At 58.8% G+C, this 22253-nt stretch carries 15 protein-coding genes and 4 pseudogenes; 6 read left to right on the forward strand and 13 right to left on the reverse strand.

Going from position 1 to position 22253, the window contains the following annotated elements; genetic code table 11:
• Window positions 1-78 precede the first annotated feature (78 nt).
• The 3 genes and pseudogenes from EO087_RS10525 to EO087_RS10535 all read right to left on the reverse strand — a co-directional run bounded on the left by EO087_RS10525 (window position 79) and on the right by EO087_RS10535 (window position 1929).
• Window positions 79-1020 (reverse strand): nucleoside hydrolase, encoded by a 942-nt coding sequence (locus tag EO087_RS10525; protein WP_128898829.1) that lies wholly within the window; start codon window positions 1018-1020, stop codon window positions 79-81.
• Window positions 1021-1088: 68 nt separating this feature from the next.
• Window positions 1089-1229, reverse strand: a pseudogene (locus EO087_RS16470) (IS630 family transposase); the annotation flags it as partial.
• Between the two features lie 172 nt (window positions 1230-1401).
• The gene (locus EO087_RS10535; protein WP_128898830.1) at window positions 1402-1929 is read right to left on the reverse strand and encodes a hypothetical protein; all 528 of its coding nucleotides are present in this window, start codon (window positions 1927-1929) and stop codon (window positions 1402-1404) included.
• Window positions 1930-2724: 795 nt separating this feature from the next.
• Here EO087_RS10535 and EO087_RS10540 point away from each other — a divergent pair.
• Window positions 2725-3033 carry a hypothetical protein gene (locus EO087_RS10540; protein WP_128898831.1) on the forward strand — a complete coding sequence of 103 codons (309 nt, stop codon included), beginning with the start codon at window positions 2725-2727 and terminating at the stop codon, window positions 3031-3033.
• Between the two features lie 58 nt (window positions 3034-3091).
• Window positions 3092-4029: pseudogene (locus tag EO087_RS16770) on the forward strand (transposase); the annotation flags it as partial.
• 157 nt (window positions 4030-4186) lie between these two features.
• Here EO087_RS16770 and EO087_RS10555 read toward each other — a convergent pair.
• The 4 genes from EO087_RS10555 to EO087_RS10570 all read right to left on the reverse strand — a co-directional run bounded on the left by EO087_RS10555 (window position 4187) and on the right by EO087_RS10570 (window position 6556).
• The gene (locus EO087_RS10555; protein ID WP_128898833.1) at window positions 4187-4447 is read right to left on the reverse strand and encodes a hypothetical protein; all 261 of its coding nucleotides are present in this window, start codon (window positions 4445-4447) and stop codon (window positions 4187-4189) included.
• A 46-nt stretch (window positions 4448-4493) separates the two neighbouring features.
• Window positions 4494-4907 carry a DUF4279 domain-containing protein gene (locus tag EO087_RS10560; protein ID WP_128898834.1) on the reverse strand — a complete coding sequence of 138 codons (414 nt, stop codon included), beginning with the start codon at window positions 4905-4907 and terminating at the stop codon, window positions 4494-4496.
• 103 nt (window positions 4908-5010) lie between these two features.
• Window positions 5011-5786, reverse strand: a protein-coding gene (locus EO087_RS10565; protein WP_240669003.1) for an IS5 family transposase whose coding sequence is annotated in 2 segments (ribosomal slippage) — window positions 5011-5417 and window positions 5417-5786 — 777 coding nt in all. Because the reading frame shifts where the segments join, the coding sequence is not laid out codon by codon here.
• A gap of 35 nt (window positions 5787-5821) precedes the next feature.
• Window positions 5822-6556, reverse strand: coding sequence for an RHS repeat-associated core domain-containing protein (locus EO087_RS10570; protein ID WP_240669021.1), 735 nt, complete (start codon window positions 6554-6556; stop codon window positions 5822-5824).
• A 112-nt stretch (window positions 6557-6668) separates the two neighbouring features.
• Here EO087_RS10570 and EO087_RS10575 point away from each other — a divergent pair.
• From EO087_RS10575 to EO087_RS10590, 3 genes and pseudogenes are all read left to right on the forward strand, one after another.
• A pseudogene (locus EO087_RS10575) lies at window positions 6669-7444 on the forward strand (IS5 family transposase).
• Between the two features lie 490 nt (window positions 7445-7934).
• Complete coding sequence (gene istA, locus EO087_RS10585) at window positions 7935-9503, forward strand: IS21 family transposase (protein ID WP_128897460.1); 1569 nt, start codon at window positions 7935-7937, stop codon at window positions 9501-9503.
• Window positions 9504-9516: 13 nt separating this feature from the next.
• A complete protein-coding gene (locus EO087_RS10590; protein ID WP_128898837.1) occupies window positions 9517-10035 on the forward strand; it encodes an ATP-binding protein in 519 nt (172 codons plus the stop codon).
• On the opposite strand, the gene EO087_RS10595 is transcribed toward EO087_RS10590, so the two are convergent.
• Window positions 10022-10797, reverse strand: a protein-coding gene (locus EO087_RS10595; RefSeq protein ID WP_240669003.1) for an IS5 family transposase whose coding sequence is annotated in 2 segments (ribosomal slippage) — window positions 10022-10428 and window positions 10428-10797 — 777 coding nt in all. Because the reading frame shifts where the segments join, the coding sequence is not laid out codon by codon here. The genes EO087_RS10590 and EO087_RS10595 overlap by 14 nt on opposite strands.
• A gap of 58 nt (window positions 10798-10855) precedes the next feature.
• Between EO087_RS10595 and EO087_RS10600 the strand changes: the two are divergent.
• Window positions 10856-11122, forward strand: a pseudogene (locus EO087_RS10600) (ATP-binding protein); the annotation flags it as partial.
• Between the two features lie 72 nt (window positions 11123-11194).
• Here EO087_RS10600 and EO087_RS10605 read toward each other — a convergent pair.
• The 5 genes from EO087_RS10605 to EO087_RS10625 form a co-directional block, all read right to left on the reverse strand.
• Window positions 11195-12250 (reverse strand): RHS repeat protein, encoded by a 1056-nt coding sequence (locus EO087_RS10605; RefSeq protein ID WP_205744348.1) that lies wholly within the window; start codon window positions 12248-12250, stop codon window positions 11195-11197.
• Between the two features lie 146 nt (window positions 12251-12396).
• Entirely contained in the window at window positions 12397-12720 is a 324-nt protein-coding gene (locus EO087_RS10610) for a hypothetical protein (RefSeq protein ID WP_128898839.1), read from the reverse strand.
• 30 nt (window positions 12721-12750) lie between these two features.
• A complete protein-coding gene (locus tag EO087_RS10615; RefSeq protein ID WP_205744349.1) occupies window positions 12751-15825 on the reverse strand; it encodes an RHS repeat domain-containing protein in 3075 nt (1024 codons plus the stop codon).
• Between the two features lie 72 nt (window positions 15826-15897).
• Window positions 15898-16359, reverse strand: coding sequence for an SEL1-like repeat protein (locus tag EO087_RS10620; RefSeq protein ID WP_128898840.1), 462 nt, complete (start codon window positions 16357-16359; stop codon window positions 15898-15900).
• Entirely contained in the window at window positions 16356-21662 is a 5307-nt protein-coding gene (locus EO087_RS10625; RefSeq protein WP_128898841.1) for an RHS repeat-associated core domain-containing protein, read from the reverse strand. Before EO087_RS10625 ends, EO087_RS10620 begins: the two co-directional genes overlap by 4 nt.
• Window positions 21663-22253: the final 591 nt, after the last annotated feature.

The following is a 22253-nucleotide window of genomic DNA, read 5'->3' on the forward strand; positions in this document are numbered from 1 at the left end:
TTATATTGAGCAACCAAGGGCCTGGTCAACCCAACCTCACCCCCGTAGAAAGAGTTCAACATGGCCTTCTTGCCCGCTTTATCGCAACTTTTCGGCGCCCAGGGCCCGGCGCACCATGGCGGCAAACTTAGGCTGATCCAGCTCCAGCACCACGTTAGCCCGAGCCGGCAGCTTCAGGCGACTGTTCCAGTCCACCACTGTCGCGCCGCGGGTCAGGCGGCCATCCAACTCCACCCCCACGTGGCGACGCTCGCTGCGCACCACCACGCTCGGATCTATCGCCACCGCCATGGCCAGGGCGTCGGCCACGATGATTCCATGCCGACCACTCCGGCGACTGGTCTCTCGTGCCACCTGGAACACACGAGCGAAGAAGGCAGCCCGGCGATCTCCTTCGGCCAGCCATTCGTCGAATTCCGCTTCATCGAAGGCGTGGCGTAGGGTCAGTTCCCAGTCGACCAGATCGAAGTCCGAAAACCCCTCGAACACGATGTGTGCCGCTTCTGGATCGAAACCCACGTTGAACTCGGCCGGTACCCGGCCGGTATTGCCATGTCCCGTCACAGCGCCTCCCATCACCACCAGGCGCTTCACACGCTGGGGCAAGCCGGGATCAAGCTTCAGCGCCAGGGCAAGATTGGTCAGGGGAGCCAGGGCAACCAAAGTGATTTCACCAGGACGTGCACACGTCAGCCGTAGCAAGGCAAGCGCGGCGTGCTCACTCTCCACGCTTGTTACCGGCTCGGGAAAACCAACGTCACCCAAGCCATCCCGACCATGCACAAACGCGGCATCTTCTTCAGGCAAGCGCACCAGCGGCGTTGGACAACCGGCAAAGATGGGCGTCGACGCACCCACCAGATCGACCAGCGTGCGCGCATTACGCACGGTATGGGAGAGTCCGACATTGCCAGCGGCAATGCTTAAACCCAATACGTCGGCATGCGCATGCGCCATCAGAGTCGCTAACGCGTCGTCCACGCCGGGATCGGTATCGATCAAGAGTTGTGGTTTGCTCATAGCTTTGGGAATCGGGAATCGGGAATCGGAGGCTAACACGTAGTTCGAGCGCGCAAAGGTTTGTGCTTTTACTCATACGCCAGTAATACAGGCGATACTGGGGGTCTGAAGAAAGCGCGCACCAAGTCTGGCCAAGAGGCCATGTCAGCCAGTTGCGCGTGCACACGATCAATCAGTTTCTCGCCCGCACGCAGTGGACTCCGCGCAACGCAGGTACGTACTGCCGGTTAACGCTAAGACCCGGATCGACCACCCTCACACCAACTCGGTCCTCGACCTGGCCAACATGGCGTGAATGGGTGGCCGGCTTACGTGGAATACGCAAAGGGAGAGATGAGTGCGAGCTCATCTCTCCCCTATCGATCTTGATTCAGTATTGCTTTAGTACAGGCAATCCAGCAACCCGTCGTAGATCGTTTTGTTGGTGTGCGGTAGCGTGGTTGTCAAAGGGTTCTGGTTATGGCTCAAGGTCGCGACCAGATCTTCGGCGCGAGTGCCTGCTGCAAGAGGGCTGACGCATTGCCATACCCTGGGCTGCACCAGAACCTTGCCGCTCTCTGCATCAATCTCTTCTTCACTGGCGGCAAACGTCCAAACACATTCGCCGACATCACCGGTGCCGACTTGCACTGAGCAGCGATAGCTGAGTGCCTCGATATTGGTGTACTCGCCTGAGCAGAAGGTGTCCATACATACGTCGTTGAAGTTTTTCTTCAGCAAGTAGGTAGTGTTCCACCAGTCGTCTTGTTGCTGCCAAGTGGGTAGGTAGTCGACCATATTTACGTAGTTTACGCCGCCCGATGCTACCTGTTGCGATGGAGTAGCAAGAGTGGGCAGTGTCGTGAAGCAGGCGGCGAGCAGAAGCATGCTTTGAAAGATGTTCGAACAGATAATCGAATGCTTATTCATGAGTGTCTTTCTCTCTGAATCAAATGGATGCATCATGGCTGACGCCACTCTATTGAGCACGGGCGCCGCGTTACCCAATAGAAGCTAAGGACTGAAAGCCAGGTAGGAATGTCGATCGTCCATTCCGCGTCAGCGACATGCGTGATGTCAGCGAGAACTGGCAGCGAAATCAGCGCCCCGTTCGGGTGAAGGTGTCTGCGAAGGACTCATTGGTAGGTGGCCCCGAATCCCAGACCCTGTCCGAGGGCGCCACCACTGGAGCATGCGTACGCTGGCTGCCAAGTTGGGCATCTCCGATACCACAGCCGTCGCTACGTGATTCGGCGTGCTCACGCCGTCAATGCAAAAGGCCGCGCTCTGGCAACTGAGGCGAAGGCGCACCTTCACCGCACACGTCAATGACGTCACTGTAATTTCGTAACTATTCAGCCCTGGGTAGGCACGAGCGAAGGTTTGACGTCGGCGCCGCCGAAGTCATATAGCGAAAGGTGTCGCAGTAGAACGCCAACACGGAGCGCTGCTGCTGGATGCAGGTATGCACGACGGAGTAGGCCCGCTCAAGGAAGCGCATGCCACGGCCCGAACGCGTTACGTAGGAGATCTTTCGACGCACGACAAGCGCGCGTTGTCAGTGATCGGCACAAAGGAGCCAGTGCAGGATCGCCGTCATGGAGCCACCTGAAGATCGGCGCAATTGGGCCACTTCATGATCGTAAGCGCTAACTCAGCGGCGTTATAAAACCATCCCCCTTCCACCACCACACTGTCCCCACGTTCAGCCCAGTGGAGATAGTTATGATCAAGCGGGAAAAAACGGAAGCGGCCCTTCAGCGCGAGGCGTTGTGGCGAGATCGATTGGAACGCTACGCGACAAGCGGAAAGAAAGCATCTGATTTCTGCCGAGCCGAAGGCATACCGGTGTGGAGCTTCTACTCATGGCGTCAACGCCTTGCGCGTCACGCCGAGCCTCGCGTTGAGAAAGAAGCGCCCGTTGCGCCCTTCCTCGATTGGGGTGCACTCACTTCACCGGCGCCATCCATGAACGGCTTGGAGATTCGCCTCGATCTGGGTGCCGGTCTGGTGTCGACGATCGCGAGGCGCTGATGTTTTTCCCCGAAGGTCAGATCCGGATCTTTCTGTATGGCGAGCCGGTCGATAAGGCGCGCGCGGCGACAACGCCGATTCGAAACTGTTTTTCGACGAGACAAAAGTCCCGGTCGAAACCATCCACGTACCCAACCCAGACATGGAAGGCTTGTCGCCCGACGAATACGAGGTGATCGGCGAGAAGATCAGTCATCGCCTGGCGATGCGTCCGTCACGTAGTGCCGCGCTACGTGCGCACGCTGAGCGCCGCGATACCCAAGCCCTGTCGTGCCCACCGGCACCCACAGGCGTCCTGGAAGGCAGTCGCGCCGATGTGAGTTTCATCGCCGGCACGCGGGGGAACAAATGCCGTTACCACGTGCCGCTGCATCGGCAATGGCAGCATTTGAAGGACACTGGCATCGACGTCAGCCGTGGCTGGCTGACCCAACTCTCCAGACACTGCTGGACATGATCGGCCGACTGTATGCGGTAGAAAAGACCATCCGCGACGAGGGCTTGATCGGTGAGGCCAAGCGTCAACGACGCCAAGCCGACGCGGCGCCAGTGATGCGCCGGCTCTTCGAGTGGGTGGATGAAAACATCCAGGCACAAGCCTTTTTGCCCAGCAACCCGTTTCTCAAGGCACTTGGCTACATCCAGGAGCGCAAGGATGGTTTGATGGTATATCTGGATGATCCGGATGTACCCATCGATACCAACCATGTGGAACGGGTGATTCGTGCCATTCCCATGGGAAGAAAAAACGGGACCTTCTGTTGGACTGAGCTGGGCGCCCAGCAGATCGCCATCGTGCAAAGCTTGCTGGCGACCTGTCGCTTGCACGACGTTAATCCCTACGACTACCTGGTCGATGTCTTGCAGCGCGTGGGCGAGCATCCGCAGGCGCGCGTCCATGAACTGACTCCACGCGTCTGGAAGACGCTGTTTGCCGATAAGCCGATGCGCTCTGATCTACATCATGCACATGGGGGCATCAAGGACGCCGGGTAGCGAGCGCTTACCGCCTTCTTGCCACTTGCCTCGCAGCGTTGCAGCCGATCGCGCCACATCGCTTCCGTCGTTGCCCGTTTGCTCATGCCGGTCTCCACTGTGATGAAGGGAGACCAGTGTGACCGCGCAGAGCGGCTGCTTCTATAACGCCGCTGGGTTACCGCTTACAGGCGTACTGCGTGCCGTCCTTCATCGTCACGATCCAGTGGGCGGCGCTGGGCGTGGTGTCGTAGACGAACTGCAGGGTGGCGCCATACAGCGACGAATCGGTGTCGGTGTGCTCCCACACGGTACCGGCCGGGAACGGCCAATTGGCCGAACCGCTGACCAAATGGAAGTTCACCCCCTCGCCGCACGGCAACACCATTTGCACCGTGTTGAAGGTGTGATCGTTGTTGGGTGATCCTAAATAAGGCAACCTGACCCCGATGTTGCCAAAACCGGGGGATTACCTCAGAGATTTATCAGTCCGTCGAGTCGTAAATGTCCAACGCCAACTCGATGCCACGCTCACCTAGAACCTGAAGGTGCTCCGGCGGCAGAGATATTCCATCATTACCTGATCCCATAAAGAGTCCACAGAAGAGATCTACGCTGAAACTCCGGCGAATATCCGCCCAAACTTCTCGATCATTCGTCAATTTGCCCAAGATCTCATCGATCTGCCCACATAGATCTTCCGGTTCGCGAGTCTGCGCCTCTAACCACCACATGCCCGTTTTAGCGATCCGCACTTGGCCGGTAGACCGCCCAAGAATCTCGTCACCCTTTTGCTGAGAGCCAGTGGGTTCACTCCCCAGCACTTGGCTGACCTCGTCTGGTACGAGTAAATCACCAGCGATACGCAAGGTGGCACGAGAACGTTCAAAAGATGGCATATTTCACCTGTCCATCGTCAGAGTCACACCGGCCTTCTGGCCCGGCATCCAATTTGACATATCACTTGGACTTCACGTCATCCAAGTTGCCTAGAGCATGTCGTCATAAGATTCTGAGCCACATGACGAGGCAGCGAATTTGCACAGCGGCAAGGAAAGAGGACAGATTCTTCGCGTAGCGTGTCGCCACACCACGCCACTGTTTCAGGTACAAAAACGCATTCTCAACCAGGTGGCGATGACGATACAGGTACGTGTCGTAGTCGCGCGGCTCTTTTCGGTTTTTACGTGGCGGAATATGCGCCTGCATGCCTTGCTCATGAGCCTGCTCAACAATGGCATCACTGTCATAACCTTTGTCGGCCATGAGATGCTCAGCAGGAATGTCTTTGATCAGTTCCGCGGCCTGCGAACAATCTGCCCGGGTACCCTCTGTAACAAGAATTCGGACTGGCATACCATGCGCATCCACGGCCAAATGTATCTTGGTGTTGCGCCCCCTTTTGTGAGACCTATGCCCTGATTGCCGCCACGAGCTCCCGCTGCATGAGGATGAACCTTGCAGTGACTGGCATCGATCATCAGCCACTCAAAGTCCGGCTCATCCATCACACGTTCCAACAGACCTTCCCATGTGCCGTTATCGCGCCAGCGACAAAAGCGCCGATGGGTATTCTTCCAATCGCCGTACTCGGGTGGTAAATCTCGCCACGGCGCTCCGGTGCGAAGTATCCAGAACACTGCGTTGATGAATTGCCGATTATCTTTGGCTACACGCCCCCATCGGCCCGCTTGACCCGGCAAATGGGGTTCAAGCAAACCCCATTTTTCATCGGAGATGTCATGGCGTCGATAGGCTGCAGTCACAGAGGATTCCATCCAGCAAGATTCGATGGCAGGTAGTTAACCATATTTCAACACCTCATGACGACAGGCTCTACGACCTCTCCCGTCGGATCAACGACATCTCCTGTTTTCGGGTCAACGCCGAATACGTCTGTCGCCTTGCTCCCTGGACAACTCTGTTTGATTCCGTGGAACCGACCTTTTCCTTCCCTGGCGCCCACGCCTGTACGACGCCCCCATTCCGCAGCACCGGTATCAGCAGGCCAGTATCCAGGGGGCAGCCCAGTCGATTGTTGAGTGTTGTCCGTAGCCCAATCCAGCGCACTGCCAAGCAAATAACCGACGCCACCACCGATAGCTGAGCCACCTGCTATTTCAGCGGGAGTGGCTGCGATATTTAGCCCACCCGTAAAAGCATCTACTACAACGGACCCTCCAGCGGTTACCGCTCCCCCCGCCACCGCACCACCGGTGGACCAAGACTGTGCGTAGCTCATCAACCCTAATAGATCGATGTAGCTCAGTGGATTTCCACCCACATAGGCATAGAAGCTCAACTGCCCACCACCAAACGTGATAGGGTCCTCACTGATGAACCCACTCATCATCGGGCTGTAATAGCGTGCTCGATAGTAGTAGAGGCCCGGGCTGTCGGCTTCTCGCCCCGTGTACTGGTACGGATTCGTGAATCCCGTTGTCGTGTCACTTGGTGTCACGTTCCCATACGGGTCGTAGCTGTAGCGCTGCCTGATTGCACCAGTCGGATCAGTCAATGCAATCGTGCTGTTGAGCAAGTCCGTCAAGAAGTACGTTCGTCCCGTGACATCGTTGCGCGCAAAACGCTCGTCGATGCCTAGAGCCTGTCGTCATGAGGTGTTGAAATATGGTTAACTACCCGCCATCGAATCTTGCTGGATGGAATCCTCTGTGACTGCAGCCTATCGACGCCATGACATTTCCGATGAAAAATGGGGTTTGCTTGAACCCCATTTGCCGGGTCAAGCGGGCCGATGGGGGCGTGTAGCCAAAGATAATCGGCAATTCATCAACGCAGTGTTCTGGATACTTCGCACCGGAGCGCCGTGGCGAGATTTACCACCCGAGTACGGCGATTGGAAGAATACCCATCGGCGCTTTTGTCGCTGGCGCGATAACGGCACATGGGAAGGTCTGTTGGAACGTGTGATGGATGAGCCGGACTTTGAGTGGCTGATGATCGATGCCAGTCACTGCAAGGTTCATCCTCATGCAGCGGGAGCTCGTGGCGGCAATCAGGGCATAGGTCTCACAAAAGGGGGCGCAACACCAAGATACATTTGGCCGTGGATGCGCATGGTATGCCAGTCCGAATTCTTGTTACAGAGGGTACCCGGGCAGATTGTTCGCAGGCTGCGGAACTGATCAAAGACATTCCTGCTGAGCATCTCATGGCCGACAAAGGTTATGACAGTGATGCCATTGTTGAGCAGGCTCATGAGCAAGGCATGCAGGCGCATATTCCGCCACGTAAAAACCGAAAAGAGCCGCGCGACTACGACACGTACCTGTATCGTCATCGCCACCTGGTTGAGAATGCGTTTTTGTACCTGAAACAGTGGCGTGGTGTGGCGACACGCTACGCGAAGAATCTGTCCTCTTTCCTTGCCGCTGTGCAAATTCGCTGCCTCGTCATGTGGCTCAGAATCTTATGACGACATGCTCTAAACCAATCAGGATCGGATTGATCGTGCCACCTTGGGTTTCCTGCACCGCATTCATGCCGTCATACAGGAACTGCGTGGCTGTACCTTGCACCGTTTTGCTTGTGCGACGCCCAAATGCGTCGTAACTGAAACTGAGTTGGACCGCGCCGCCCTGGCTGATCTGCGCAAGCTGATTGCGTGCATTCCACGTATACGTGTTCGTCCCATCACTGGTCAGGTTGCCGTTCGCGTCGTAAGTCAGCGCCTGCCCGTTGAAGCTCGTCTCCCGATCATTGAGGTTGCGTATTTCGGCCCATCGTGACCGCCCATTTCGGTAAGGCGTGACCGGTCATTTCGGTAAGCCGTGACCGCCCGTTTCGGTTGATCGTGACCGATTTTCGACGGTCACCGAAATCAGCGGTCACGGCTTACCGAAACGCGCCCCTCGTTGTGCATAACTTCAACGCAACGGCATCCTCCACGGCTTTTTGGAGTGGCGATGCCGACCCCGCGAGTAGCTATGCGCAAGATCAAAGAATGTCTTCGACTGAAGCTGGAGTGCGACCTCTCGCACGAACGCATCGCCTTGGCCTTGGGTCTGTCCAAGGGCGTGGTCAGCAAGTACGTGAAACGTGCCACGGCCGCCGGACTGGACTGGCCCGGCCTGTCCGCCATGGACGACAACGCGATTGCCGCCCAGTTGTGTATGTCACCACCCGCCGTGCGTGGCGAGCGGGCGCCCATCGATCTGCCATGGGTGCATCGGGAGTTGCGCCGCAAAGGCGTCACGCGACAATTGTTGTGGCAGGAATACTGCGACGCGAACGCTGGCCGTCTCACGTACCAATACACCCAGTTTTGCCAGCACCTCCACGACTACACGGCCTCGCTGCGCCGCTCGATGCGTCAGTTGCACGTTGCCGGTGAAAAGCTGTTTATCGACTACGCCGGCCCCACCCTTGGCGTCGTCAACCCCGACACCGGCGAGCTGCGGCGAGCGCACATCTTCGTGGCCGTGCTGGGTGCGTCCAGTTTCACCTATGCCTGCGCCACACCGGGCGAAACGCAGATCGACTGGCTGCGCGGCTTGACGCAGGCGTTGGCATTTTTTGGTGGCGTGCCGGCGCTGGTGGTACCTGACAATCCGCGCGCGCTGATCACCCAGCCGGATCGCTACGAGCCCGTGCTCAACCGTGCTACGCAGGCGTGTGCAGAGCATTACGGCATGGCGATCCTGCCGGCCCGCCCACGACGCCCGCAGGACAAGGCCAAGGTCGAGGTCGGCGTGCAGGTGGTCGAGCGCTGGATCCTCGCGCGCTTGCGCCATCCGTGCTTTTTTACCTTCAGCGCTCTCAATCACGCCATCGCCGACCTGCTGACGGACTTGAATGCACGGCCGTTCAAGAAGCTCGACGGCTCGCGCCGTTCGTGGTTCGAGACGATCGACCGTCCCGCCCTGATGCCCTTGCCGGCGCAACCCTATGAGCCGGCGCGCTTCAAGCCGTGCAAGGTCAACATCGATTACCACATCGAGGTCGATGGCCATTACTACAGCGTGCCGCATAGCCTGGTACGCAAGACCGTCGAGGCGCGCATCACCGACACCACCGTCGAGATCCTGCATGCCGGCCAGCGCATCGCCAGCCACGTCCGCTCCCCGGCGCGCGGACGCCACACCACCGTCGCCGACCACATGCCGGCCGCACATCGTGCGCATCGGGAATGGTCACCCGGTCGCTTCCTGCACTGGGCCGACACGATCGGCGCGGCAACCCGTCAGTTGGTCGAGCACCTGCTGACCGAGCGCCCGCATCCGGAGATGGGCTATCGCAGTTGCCTGGGGCTGCTGGCGCTCGCGCGCCAGTACGGCGACGACCGCCTGGAAGCGGCCTGCGCACGCGCGTGGGCGATCGGTTCGCGCACGCGCAAATCCGTGCAGTCGATCCTGCACAACAAGCTCGATCAACACCCCTTGCCCAGCGCCATCGCCCAAACCGACTGGGTCACACCCGACCACGTCAACCTGCGTGGCCCCACCTATTACCGCGATCCACCCACCACTCACTGAAAAGGAGACCACCTTGTTGATCCATCCCACCCTTGAACACTTGCGTGCCCTCAAGCTCGACGGCATGGCACAGGCGCTGGAAGAACAGCGCCTGTTGCCGGCCTGTCACGATCTGCCGTTCGAAGATCGGCTCGGCATGCTGGTCGATCGCGAACGCCATTGGCGTGACGGTCGACGGCAGGAACGATTACTTCGTGTGGCCAAGCTCAAACACGCCCAGGCCTGCCTGGAAGATGTGCAGTACAGCGCCGACCGCGGTATCGACAAACGCCTGATCGCCACCTTGTCCGGCGGCGACTGGATCCGGCAGGGGCAAAGTGTGTTGCTGACCGGTCCGACCGGGGTTGGTAAAACGTGGCTGGCGTGTGCGCTTGGACAACATGCCTGCCGCCAAGGCTTCCCGGTGCTGTATCAGCGTGTGCCACGCCTCGCCGAGATGCTACGCATCGCCCACGCCGACGGCAGCTTCGGTCGCGTGCTTGCTCAGTTGGCGCGCATCGACGTGCTAGAGCATGTCGTCATAAGATTCTGAGCCACATGACGAGGCAGCGAATTTGCACAGCGGCAAGGAAAGAGGACAGATTCTTCGCGTAGCGTGTCGCCACACCACGCCACTGTTTCAGGTACAAAAACGCATTCTCAACCAGGTGGCGATGACGATACAGGTACGTGTCGTAGTCGCGCGGCTCTTTTCGGTTTTTACGTGGCGGAATATGCGCCTGCATGCCTTGCTCATGAGCCTGCTCAACAATGGCATCACTGTCATAACCTTTGTCGGCCATGAGATGCTCAGCAGGAATGTCTTTGATCAGTTCCGCAGCCTGCGAACAATCTGCCCGGGTACCCTCTGTAACAAGAATTCGGACTGGCATACCATGCGCATCCACGGCCAAATGTATCTTGGTGTTGCGCCCCCTTTTGTGAGACCTATGCCCTGATTGCCGCCACGAGCTCCCGCTGCATGAGGATGAACCTTGCAGTGACTGGCATCGATCATCAGCCACTCAAAGTCCGGCTCATCCATCACACGTTCCAACAGACCTTCCCATGTGCCGTTATCGCGCCAGCGACAAAAGCGCCGATGGGTATTCTTCCAATCGCCGTACTCGGGTGGTAAATCTCGCCACGGCGCTCCGGTGCGAAGTATCCAGAACACTGCGTTGATGAATTGCCGATTATCTTTGGCTACACGCCCCCATCGGCCCGCTTGACCCGGCAAATGGGGTTCAAGCAAACCCCATTTTTCATCGGAGATGTCATGGCGTCGATAGGCCGCAGTCACAGAGGATTCCATCCAGCAAGATTCCATGGCGGGTAGTTAACCATATTTCAACACCTCATGACGACAGGCTCTAATCCTTGACGATTGGGGCATGACACCGCTCGATCAGGCGGCGCGCCATGATCTGCTGGAGGTCATCGACGATCGCGGCAACGGCAAATCGACCCTCATCACCAGCCAGCTACCGATCGAACACTGGCACGCCTGGCTCAACGATCCCACCCTCGCCGATGCCATCCTCGACCGTCTCGTACACCGCTCTCATCGCATCGTGCTGAAGGGCGAATCGATGCGCCGAAAGTCCTCCGCCAAGCCAGCCGCCGATACCTCATCGTGACCGGTCCAGTTACACTCGAGTGCACCGCACAATGACTGGCGCTGACCGGTCACGATCAACCGAAATACGCGGTCACGATCGCCGAAATCCGCAATTGAGGTCAAACGTCGCCGGCTGCGTGGTCGCCGTCGGCAGCACGTCCGTGGCGAAGCTGCCGCCTTTGCTGATGATGCGTCCGTCGGCATCGTAGGCATACGTCAGATTGCCCAGCGCGGTGCCGTTGCCTTGCGCGTAGCTGAGTCCGGTCAGTTCGCTCGCGGTGTCATAGCCGTAGTTGACGGTGATGCCGTTGGGCAGCGTCAGCGTGGCTCGTCGGTTGTCGGCGTCATACGCCAACTGCACCGTTTCGCTGCCTTGGGTGATGCCGGTGAGGCGATTGGCGTTGTCGTAGCCGTAGTTGGCGATCGCTTGCGCCGCTGCGGTCATGCTGGTGCGCCGGCCGGCGGCATCGTAGGTGTAGCTGACGCTGCCTTGCGGCGCACTGGTGCTGGTGACGCGATCCAGGCCGTCGTAATCCCAGCTCAGCGTGCCGCTGGTCGAGTCGGTCAGGCTTGTGATGCGGTTGCCGGCGTCGTAGCTGGCCTGGATGCCGGAGCCATCCGCGTAGGACACCAGGCTTTTGCGGTTGAGCGCGTCGTAGCTGATGTCGGTGGCTTGGCCTTTGCGATCCGTATGCGTGAGCACGTCACCCATGCCGTCATACGTCCATGACTCGCTCTGGTTCATCGCATCGGTGCGCGTGACCAGCCGGTTGCGGTTGTCGTAGGCGTAGTGGATCACGCCCGTGTTGGGCAGCGTCACGCTCAGCAGGTTGCCGTTGCCGTCGTAGTTTTGCGTGGTGGTCTGGTTGAGCGCATCGGTGGCCGATACCGCCCGATTGTTGGTGTCGTACTGCGCAAGGGTGACGTTGCCCAGCGCATCGCGCGTGGCGATGCGGCGGCCCAGCGTATCGACCACGTAGTTCGTCGTGCGGTTGAGCGGATCGGTGAGGCTCTGCAGGTCGTAGCCCTGATAGGCAAAGCTCATCGTATGGCCCAGCGCATCTTGCACCGTCGTCGGCTGGCCGGCGGCATTGCACTGGATCGTGGTGCCGTGACCCAGCGGGTCGGCGACCTGGGTGAGGCACACGTTGAAACCCAGGGCATGTGCTCTTTCCGTCGTTGGATGAAAGTGCAACCTGACCCCTGTTTCCGTGATCATCCCATCAGCGTCATAGCTGACATCAATATTAGAAGATGCAGTCGAAAGAGGTACATCGGCCGCGGGAGCAAGGGCTAGTCTTCAAAATACGGTTCACCATCGTCGAAATAGAGATCATATTTTTTGCTCAATCTACGCAAATGATCTTCCATATGCTGAATAGCCAGCTCGACTGCTTGAACTTCGTCGGCTCCGTACGTGACCCATTCCTTCTCATCAAGTCCGTCGAAGCTCATAAGACAGCCTGACGTCCACCCAGAGACATCGAAGTCGACCGACCCTGGTTCAACAATCAATGGCTCATGAAGACGAACGGTGAACGCTCTTCGCGTCGGATCATCTTTGAAGGCGTAGGCGAGCCTACGCGTGGCGATAACGCGAGGTGATGATGTGCCCACTATTCTTCCCCCATACACTGTTCGTAATTTTTACGCACTGCCGCCATGCACATAAATCGCTTCTTTCCCGTCAAACATGGCGCATGTAGCTAACCCGCTTTTATAAAGCGCCGCACAGCGGTCGTCCTTTCCATCTTCATCTTGTGGACATTGGTTGGGAATAGGCCGCACCTTATCCCCCGGAAATGGGATGACATTGTCGTCGGGAGTAGAGTTAACGGTCGTTGCACCCGGCGCTACGCCAGTATCGGAGTTATTGCCAATTATGCCGCCAACGGCAGCGCCCACCGTTGTTCCTACACCGATCGTCCATGCAACTTCTGGCGCTATGAGCGGCGCATTGCCACCAGCGGTAACCCATGTGGCTCCTATAGCACCCACCGTACCGATGGTCCCTCCGATTGCCGCACCCCATGCAGCACCAGTCGAGGCTGCACTAAAGCCCAGAGGGTCATTAAAGTCCACGGGATCGCCCCTGAATCCAGCATAGAAACTTAGCTGTCCACCAGCAAAACCCGCAGGATCTTCACTAATGAAGCCACCCATCATCGGGCTGTAATAGCGCGCACGGTAGTAGTAGAGCCCTGCCGTATCAGCTTCCCTTCCCATGTATTGGTACGGATTCGTAAACCCCGTCGTGGTATCACTTGGCGTCACATTGCCATATGGGTCATAGCTGTACTGCTGCCTGATTGCTCCGGTCGTATCGGTCAACGCAATCGTGTTGTTCAATGTATCAGTCAAGAAGTATGCGCGCCCTATAACGTCATTGCGCGCATAGCGTTCATCAATATCCAATCCATTGAAGATCGGATTAACTGTGCTGCCCTGGGTCTCCTGTGCGGCGTTTTGGGCATCATAGAGATATTGCGTCGGCGGTCCGGCTTGTACTGCCTTGCTCGTTCTACGACCGAGCGCGTCATACGTATAACTCAGCTGCACCACACCGCCTTGGCTCACTTGGATGAGTTGGTTTCGCGCATTCCACGTATACGTGTTGGTCCCATCACTGGTCAGGTTGCCGTTCGCGTCGTAAGTCAGCGCCTGCCCGTTGAAACTCGTCTCCCGATCATTCAGGTCAAACGTCGCCGGCTGTGTGGTCGCCGTCGGCAGCACGTCCGTGGCGAAGCCGCCGCTCTTGCTGATGATTCTTCCGTCGGCGTCATATCCGTAAGTCAGGTTGCCAAGCGGGGTGCCGTTGCCTTGCGTATAGGTCAGCCCGGTCAGTTCGCTGGCGGTGTCGTAGCCGTAATTGACGGTGATGCCATTGGGCAGCGTCAGCGTGGTCCGTCGGTTGTCGGCGTCATACGCCAGTTGCACTGTTTCGCTGCCTTGCGTGATCGTCGTGAGGCGGTTCGCATTGTCGTAGCCGTAGTTGGCCGTCGCTTGCGCCGCTGCGGTCATGCGGGTGCGTCGGCCGGCGGCGTCATAGGTGTAGCTGACGCTGCCTTGCGATGTGCTGGTGCCGGTGACGCGGTCCAGGTCATCGTAGCCCCAGCTCAAGATGCCGCTGTTGGAATCCACGAGGTCCGTCAGGCGGTTGCCCGCATCGTAGCTGGCCTGGGTACCCGAGCCGTCGGCGTAGGACACCAAACTTCTGCGGTTAAGCGCGTCGTAGCTGAGGTCGGTAGTTTGGCCTTTGCGATCCGTATGCGTGAGCACGTCGCCCATGCCGTTATAGGTCCACGACTCGCTTTGCTTCATCGCATCGGTGCGCGTGATCCGCCGGTTGCGGTTGTCGTAGGCGTAGTGGATCACGCCGGTGTTGGGCAGCGTCACGCTCAGCAGGTTGCCGTTGCCGTCGTAAGTTTGCGTCGTGGTTTGATTGAGCGGGTCTGTCATAGCCGTTACACGATCGTTGTTGTCATATTGCGTGAGCGTGACATTTCCCAATGGATCGCGGGCGGCAATCCGACGTCCCAAAGTATCGACCACGTAGTTGACCGTGCGACCAAGCGGATCGGTAACACTCTGCAGGTCGTAGCCCCGGTAAGTAAGACTCACGGTATGGCCCAACGCATCCTGCACCGTCGTCGGCTGGCCGGCGGCATTGCACTGGATCGTGGTGCCGTGGCCCAGCGGGTCGGTGACCTGGGTCAGACAACCATTGGTGTAACTGAAGCTGGTGGTGTGATTCAGCGGGTCGGTGATCGAGGCGAGCTGGTTGTAGTCGCTGGTGTAGGTGAACTGGGTGGTGACGGCGTTGGATGTGCCGGATAACCGCGTGATGCTGGTGACGTTGCCCAGCGCATCGTGGGCGTAGGCGGTGGTGCGGCCCAGGGCATCCGTTTGGCTGTCGAGTAAGCCCGACGACTCACGGTTGAACGTGGCGGTCTGCGCCAGCGAGGTACCGTAAGCCTCCGTGATGCTGGAGGGATAACTGCTCACTGGATCGAAGGCGACCTGCTCCTGGTTGCCATTCGGGTCGGTCACCGTGGTCGCCGTGACGACGTTGTTGCTGTCAGTGATATAGGCAAACTGATAGGACGTGTTGTCGGCGTAGGTTTGCTTGGTCACTCTTCCATTGGCGTCGTACTGATTGGTCACCCACACATGGCCGCGCCGATCCTGCATGGTGAGCATGTGGTGGTTGGCGTCGTAGGTGTATTGCTCGGTGGTGTTGTCCGGGTACGTGACCGTGGTCAGGCTTCCGGCGCTGTTGTAGGCATAGCCGAGGGTGCGACCGCTGTGGTCGACGGCACTAGTGACGCGGTTACCGCTGTCGTAGTTGAAGGTGAGGGTGCGGCCACTGGGTGAGAGGGCTTGTTCGAGCAGGCCGCCGTTGTAGGTGTATTGAATCTGGTTGCCGTAGCGGTCTTGTATCCACGACAGGCTGTTGGGCACATGACGGGTGAAGGCGTACTGCGTGCCGTCCTTCATCGTCACGATCCAGTGGGCGGCGCTGGGCGTGGTGTCGTAGACGAACTGCAGGGTGGCGCCATACAGCGACGAATCGGTGTCGGTGTGCTCCCACACGGTACCGGCCGGGAACGGCCAATTGGCCGAACCGCTGACCAAATGGAAGTTCACCCCCTCGCCGCACGGCAACACCATTTGCACCGTGTTGAAGACGTGATCGTTGTTGGGTGATCCTAAATAAGGCAACCTGACCCCGATGTTGACCCCGATGTTGCTGACACCGATGTTGGCACTCCTTGACGGTTCCTCCAACGTAAATCAGTGATGCGACTGAGTGAGCATGTCAGCCGCTTCCTTGCTGCCGCCTTTCGCGGCTAGTTTCAGCCATTTGAGACTTTCGGCAGAGTCAGCCTTTACTCCCTCTGCACCACTGGCATAAGCCTTTGCAACGGCAAGCTCATAAGGGGCTGCGGGATCAACGCCTTCCTCGACAACTACCGACCCGAAAGAACCAAGTCGATGGAACCAGTAAATCGCGTCCGCGTCGCTTTTCGGAATGCCGCCGCTCCCATACGCATAGATCGAACCAACAAGCATCTGAGCTGTTTTATCGCCAAACTGCGCAAGTGGTTTCAATCGCGCCAATGCCGCAGCGCCGTTTCCCTCCTTTAACGCGTGCACGCCTCTATCCATTTGATCGTTTCGCAAAAGGAGCAATCCCACCCCAATCACCACCAACGCCACAACAGCACCCAGGAGGCGAACAAGCAGCTTAGTCATGGCACGACTCTCAAATGATTGTCGCCATTCTCTCGGTTTAGGAGATCATTGACGTTCTGGTACTGCTTCATTGCGTCCTGGCTTTTTTTGTCAGCCGTAATGCATCCCAGCGAAATTCCGCCAGGGTGCAATTCGAATCCACAGCGCTCAAGACCAAGACGGCATTTCCAACCGGGGATTTTTGGATTGGGTTCGAGACGCCAGAAACCTTCATGCCCAGGTCTATCGTCCTGATTCATGTTGTAGTTTCCAGGAACAATCGGCCCGATTTCGTTATGGCTTGCGCATCCTGGGTCGTTAGCACAGGGGCCAACACCAGACCAAACGCCATTAGGCCCAAGGGTTGCAGGATCGCCGCCGGCATTGGGCGTACAAGTCAGGGTGTGCGAAGAAATCGAGTAGGTGCAAGACGCCAAACCGTAGGGGTCAATGCGGCTAAGGGGATTCCCCCCAACATAGGCATAGAAGCTCAACTGCCCACCACCAAACGTGATCGGGTCCTCACTGATGAACCCACTCATCATCGGGCTGTAATAGCGTGCTCGATAGTAGTAGAGGCCCGGGCTGTCGGCTTCTCGCCCAGTGTACTGGTACGGATTCGTGAATCCCGTTGTCGTGTCACTTGGTGTCACGTTCCCATACGGGTCGTAGCTGTAGCGCTGCCTGATTGCACCAGTCGGATCAGTCAATGCAATCGTGCTGTTGAGCAAGTCCGTCAAGAAGTACGTTCGTCCCGTGACATCGTTGCGCGCAAAACGCTCGTCGATGCCTAAACCAATCAGGATCGGATTGATCGTGCCACCTTGGGTTTCCTGCACCGCATTCATGCCGTCATACAGGAACTGCGTGGCTGTACCTTGCACCGTTTTGCTTGTGCGACGCCCAAATGCGTCGTAACTGAAACTGAGTTGGACCGCGCCGCCCTGGCTGATCTGCGCAAGCTGATTGCGCGCATTCCACGTATACGTGTTCGTCCCATCACTGGTCAGGTTGCCGTTCGCGTCGTAAGTCAGCGCCTGCCCGTTGAAATTCGTCTCCCGATCATTCAGGTCAAACGTCGCCGGCTGTGTGGTCGCCGTCGGCAGCACGTCCGTGGCGAAGCTGCCGCCTTTGCTGATGATTCTTCCGTCGGCGTCATATCCGTAAGTCAGGTTGCCAAGCGGGGTGCCGTTGCCTTGCGTATAGGTCAGCCCGGTCAGTTCGCTCGCGGTGTCATAGCCGTAGTTGACGGTGATGCCGTTGGGCAGCGTCAGCGTGGCTCGTCGGTTGTCGGCGTCATACGCCAGTTGCACTGTTTCGCTGCCTTGCGTGATCGTCGTGAGGCGGTTCGCATTGTCGTAGCCGTAGTTGGCCGTCGCTTGCGCCGCCGCGGTCATGCTGGTGCGCCGGCCGGCGGCATCGTAGGTGTAGCTGACGCTGCCTTGCGGCGCACTGGTGCTGGTGACGCGATCCAGGCCGTCGTAATCCCAGCTCAGCGTGCCGCTGGTCGAGTCGGTCAGGCTTGTGATGCGGTTGCCGGCGTCGTAGCTGGCCTGGATGCCGGAGCCATCCGCGTAGGACACCAGGCTTTTGCGGTTGAGCGCGTCGTAGCTGAGGTCGGTAGTTTGGCCTTTGCGATCCGTATGCGTGAGCACATCGCCCATGCCGTCATACGTCCACGACTCGCTCTGGTTCATGGCATCGGTGCGCGTGATCCGCCGGTTGCGGTTGTCGTAGGCGTAGTGGATCACGCCGGTGTTGGGCAGCGTCACGCTCAGCAGGTTGCCGTTGCCGTCGTAAGTTTGCGTCGTGGTTTGATTGAGCGGGTCTGTCATAGCCGTTACACGATCGTTGTTGTCATATTGCGTGAGCGTGACATTTCCCAATGGATCGCGGGCGGCAATCCGACGTCCCAAAGTATCGACCACGTAGTTGACCGTGCGACCAAGCGGATCGGTAACACTCTGCAGGTCGTAGCCCCGGTAAGTAAGACTCACGGTATGGCCCAACGCATCCTGCACCGTCGTCGGCTGGCCGGCGGCATTGCACTGGATCGTGGTGCTATGACCTAACGCATCGGTGCGTCCCGTGAGGCAGCCATGGGTATAGCTGAAGGTGGTGGTATGCCCTAACGGATCGGTCACCGAGGCGAGCTGGTTGTAATCGTTGGTGTAGGTGAAGCGGGTGGTCACCGCATTCGACGTACCGGACAACCGCGTAATGCGGGTGACGTTGCCTAGCGCATCGTGGGCGTAGGCGGTGGTGCGGCCCAGGGCATCCGTTTGGCTGTCGAGTAAGCCCGACGACTCACGGTTGAACGTGGCGGTCTGCGCCAGCGAGGTACCGTAAGCCTCCGTGATGCTGGAGGGATAACTGCTCACTGGATCGAAGGCGACCTGCTCCTGGTTGCCATTCGGGTCGGTCACCGTGGTCGCCGTGACGACGTTGTTGCTGTCAGTGATATAGGCAAACTGATAGGACGTGTTGTCGGCGTAGGTTTGCTTGGTCACTCTTCCATTGGCGTCGTACTGATTGGTCACCCACACATGGCCGCGCCGATCCTGCATGGTGAGCATGTGGTGGTTGGCGTCGTAGGTGTATTGCTCGGTGGTGTTGTCCGGGTACGTGACCGTGGTCAGGCTTCCGGCGCTGTTGTAGGCATAGCCGAGGGTGCGGCCGCTGTGGTCGACGGCGCTAGTGACGCGGTTACCGCTGTCGTAGTTGAAGGTGAGGGTGCGGCCGCTGGGTGAGAGGGCTTGTTCGAGCAGGCCGCCGTTGTAGGTGTATTGAATCTGGTTGCCGTAGCGGTCTTGTATCCACGACAGGCTGTTGGGCACATGATTGGTGAAGGCGTATTGCGTGCCGTCCTTCATCGTCACGATCCAATGGGCGGCGCTGGGCGTGGTGTCGTAGACGAACTGCAGGGTGGCGCCATACAGCGACGAATCGGTGTCGGTGTGCTCCCACACGGTACCGGCCGGGAACGGCCAATTGGCCGAACCGCTGACCAAATGGAAGTTCACCCCCTCGCCGCACGGCAACACCATCTGCACCGTGTTGAAGGTGTGATCGTTGTTGGGCGTGGTGCCGGCCAGATGCATGCCGACGTTGCTGTTGCCACCGATGCCGAACATCTGCGAGGCCGTACTCGCCGAGTTATACGTACGGGTCAGCGTCAACGGCAGGATGTCGCGAATGGCCAGATCGTCCCACTCGTGAAACAGGATGCCGGTTTGCAGGTCGATCGGCTCGCCCCTTTGCGCATTGCAAACCTTTTGCTCCGTCCCTCCGGCGGCGCTGCTGATCGACGCACCCGCACCCAAGGCAAGCGTCAGCGCCACGCCGGGATCGGGTGCGAGATGTTGGGTGTCGGTAGAAACATGTCCAGTGCCGTACATCTGCCAGCCGTCTTGGGCGCTATACACCCAGAAATCAGCCGCCGTGTTGGCCTTCGCTTGGCCATAGTTGGGGTAGACCACGCGGATGCCCTTGGCGGCTTCCGGCGTCAGCCCTTGCATCACCGCATCGCCCGGCTGGAGGGTGAAGTACATCGGGAAGTTGTCGGGCAACGGGAACGGCGCGTGATCGACCGGCGTAGGCACCAGCGCAATATGCGTGAGCACCTTGCCTTGTCGATCCTTGAACACCGCACCGGCAGGGATATGTAGCTCCAGTCCCGGCATGTCCGGGTGCTCAAGCACCACTTCGCGCGGGGTCGGTGTCGGCAATGCGATCTCGTCGCGCGGCAGGATGCGTGGTAGGTACATCACGAATGGCATGTGGCTGATGGCGTGGGCCTTCACGTCGGCGCCGACCACAAAACGACCGTATGTCACATGACCATGGTTGGCCGAGTCGCCATCCACGAAGAGTTCCTGCCGTCCGGCGGGAAGATCTTTCAGCACGAATATACCTTGCGCATCCGTCTTCACGATCTGATCGCCAATGCTCACCGCCACGTTGGCGACAGGCGTTTCGTCGATCTGGCGCACTTGGCCGATGAATGCGGTGATATTTTTTGGCAGTGCCGCTTCCAGCGCACGCGTGTCGGGCAGGTGTTGGTACTTGGCATACAGGCGCCAGTGGGCGCCTGTTGCATCCGGCGCATTGTTCTTGCCGGGATAGAACGCCCCGTCGCGTACGAAGCCGTGATCTCGGCAAAGTTGATCGCCCGTGCATGTCGCATGCCCGCCACCGGCCATCACATAGAGCGGGGGCAGAGCGGTTTCCGAGGACGTCGGCGTGTTCGCTGCCGGACGCGCCCCCGACCCAGCCAACACCACGCCAGTGACATCGTGGCTGGCGGTGGTAAAGCCCACCGCGGTGTACGGCACCGCCTCGCCGGTTGCGGTGTGCAAGCCCTTCACGAACAGCGTATAGCGCGAGCCGGGATACAGATCATCCGGCAATTGCACGAAGGCCAGGCGGCCACCCTCGGTGCCTATCGCCTTGACTGGCACCGCGCCTTCCGGACCGAGCAAGGTCACCGCGCCATCGTTGAGTTGGCGCACGTCGACAGGGGCTGCAAAGCGCATCACCAGCGGGCCGTGAAGGGAAGCGGACGTGGTGTTTTGGTCGGGGGAGGTTTTTGTGATCAGCGATGCCGGTTTGGCCGGCGCGGTGACGCCGACCCACCATCGTGACGTTGTGGGATCGTATTGCCACGCTTCGTGGATCGGCAGGCCGTGCTCATCGACCCCCTCTTCGATCACGACAGAGCCGTCGCTTTGCAAGGTGGCCTTGGCTTCCATGCGCGGTGATACAGCCTTGCTCAGCAGCGTGATCTGACGGGTTTGCGGCTGCCACACCACAGACAGGGTCGCGGGTTTGCCGTCGACCGACCAACCGCCCGTCATCAGCACGCTGCCATCCGTCAGCACGGTAAGCGTGTGGCCGGCACGCGCCGGCAAGTCCAACGCGCCCGTGCGCACGAAATGCTGCGTGGATGGATGGAACCATTCGCCGTTGTCCAGCATGTGGCCTTGCGCATCGACACCGCCCCAGAGCAGCACGTCGCCACCGGGCATCACCGTGACCGAGCCGAAGCGACGAGCTTCCGGCAGTTTCACGGGAAGGCGCTGGCCCTCATCAAGGAGATAAGCGAGACCTTCTCCGCCATGCACCTCAAGCAAGCGCCCGTCGGGCAGGAGCGTGCGACGGATGTCGGCCGAGGCGGGTAGCACGTATGCGTGATGATGGGTCGTGACCCGTTCGGGCGACGATGCCTTTGGCAACGACACGGCGACCACGCTCAGCAGGATGACACTCGCCATCATCCCGACCACCCGTGCGCCACTCCAGCGCGTTTCCCTGACTTTCATCATCAATGTCCTTTTAGGCATGCCGTGGCATGACCACTCATCGCTCGATCCGTGTTGATCCGTTTTACTGGGGTATTAGCGTTAATTGCGCATGGGCTGGAATGCCTATGGCGGTGTAGAACACCACCGTATACGTGCCCGTCGCGGGGAGATTGGCCAGGTTGCTGGTTGTGGAGTTCCTTTTCTTGCCGCTCCTTGGGAAACGGTCAGCCTGATCTCAACGTCATGAACCTCTTGAACCCCGGCGCCCCGTCCCAGCGTGAAAGGGGGGTGAAGTTGCTTGCGAATGGCACCAGAATCGCCATAAAAAATCCGTGAATATTTTTACAGTAGGCAGACGTAACTTCCCCTGTGGGGAGGACTCCTATAGCGGGCGCTCTTACGAGCACCGAAAAGCCTGGGTGGAACAGCGATTGCTGACGTTGGCCGAATGCTTCGCTGTGGGCGTTGGCGGTGATGGCAATGTATTTTGCGGCAGGATTGATTGAAGTGGCGTAAGCGCCAGCGTTGCTGCCTGATCAAACCGACATCCTTGTAGTTGTACTGTCAGGTACAATTTTTTCATCCCCCCCCCCCCCTTTTCATGGCGGTGCC

The sequence above is a fragment of the Dyella sp. M7H15-1 genome (genome assembly GCF_004114615.1).
GTDB lineage: Bacteria > Pseudomonadota > Gammaproteobacteria > Xanthomonadales > Rhodanobacteraceae > Dyella_B.

What these genes read in the sequence shown, in the direction of transcription:
- EO087_RS10620 (WP_128898840.1), bottom strand. Translation starts at nt 16,359, where the DNA reads ATGACTAAGCTGCTTGTTCGCCTCCTGGGTGCTGTTGTGGCGTTGGTG.
- EO087_RS10525 (WP_128898829.1), bottom strand. Translation starts at nt 1,020, where the DNA reads ATGAGCAAACCACAACTCTTGATCGATACCGATCCCGGCGTGGACGAC.
- EO087_RS10625 (WP_128898841.1), bottom strand. Translation starts at nt 21,662, where the DNA reads ATGATGAAAGTCAGGGAAACGCGCTGGAGTGGCGCACGGGTGGTCGGG.
- EO087_RS10560 (WP_128898834.1), bottom strand. Translation starts at nt 4,907, where the DNA reads ATGCCATCTTTTGAACGTTCTCGTGCCACCTTGCGTATCGCTGGTGAT.
- EO087_RS10535 (WP_128898830.1), bottom strand. Translation starts at nt 1,929, where the DNA reads ATGAATAAGCATTCGATTATCTGTTCGAACATCTTTCAAAGCATGCTT.
- EO087_RS10540 (WP_128898831.1), top strand. Translation starts at nt 2,725, where the DNA reads ATGATCAAGCGGGAAAAAACGGAAGCGGCCCTTCAGCGCGAGGCGTTG.
- istA (WP_128897460.1), top strand. Translation starts at nt 7,935, where the DNA reads ATGCCGACCCCGCGAGTAGCTATGCGCAAGATCAAAGAATGTCTTCGA.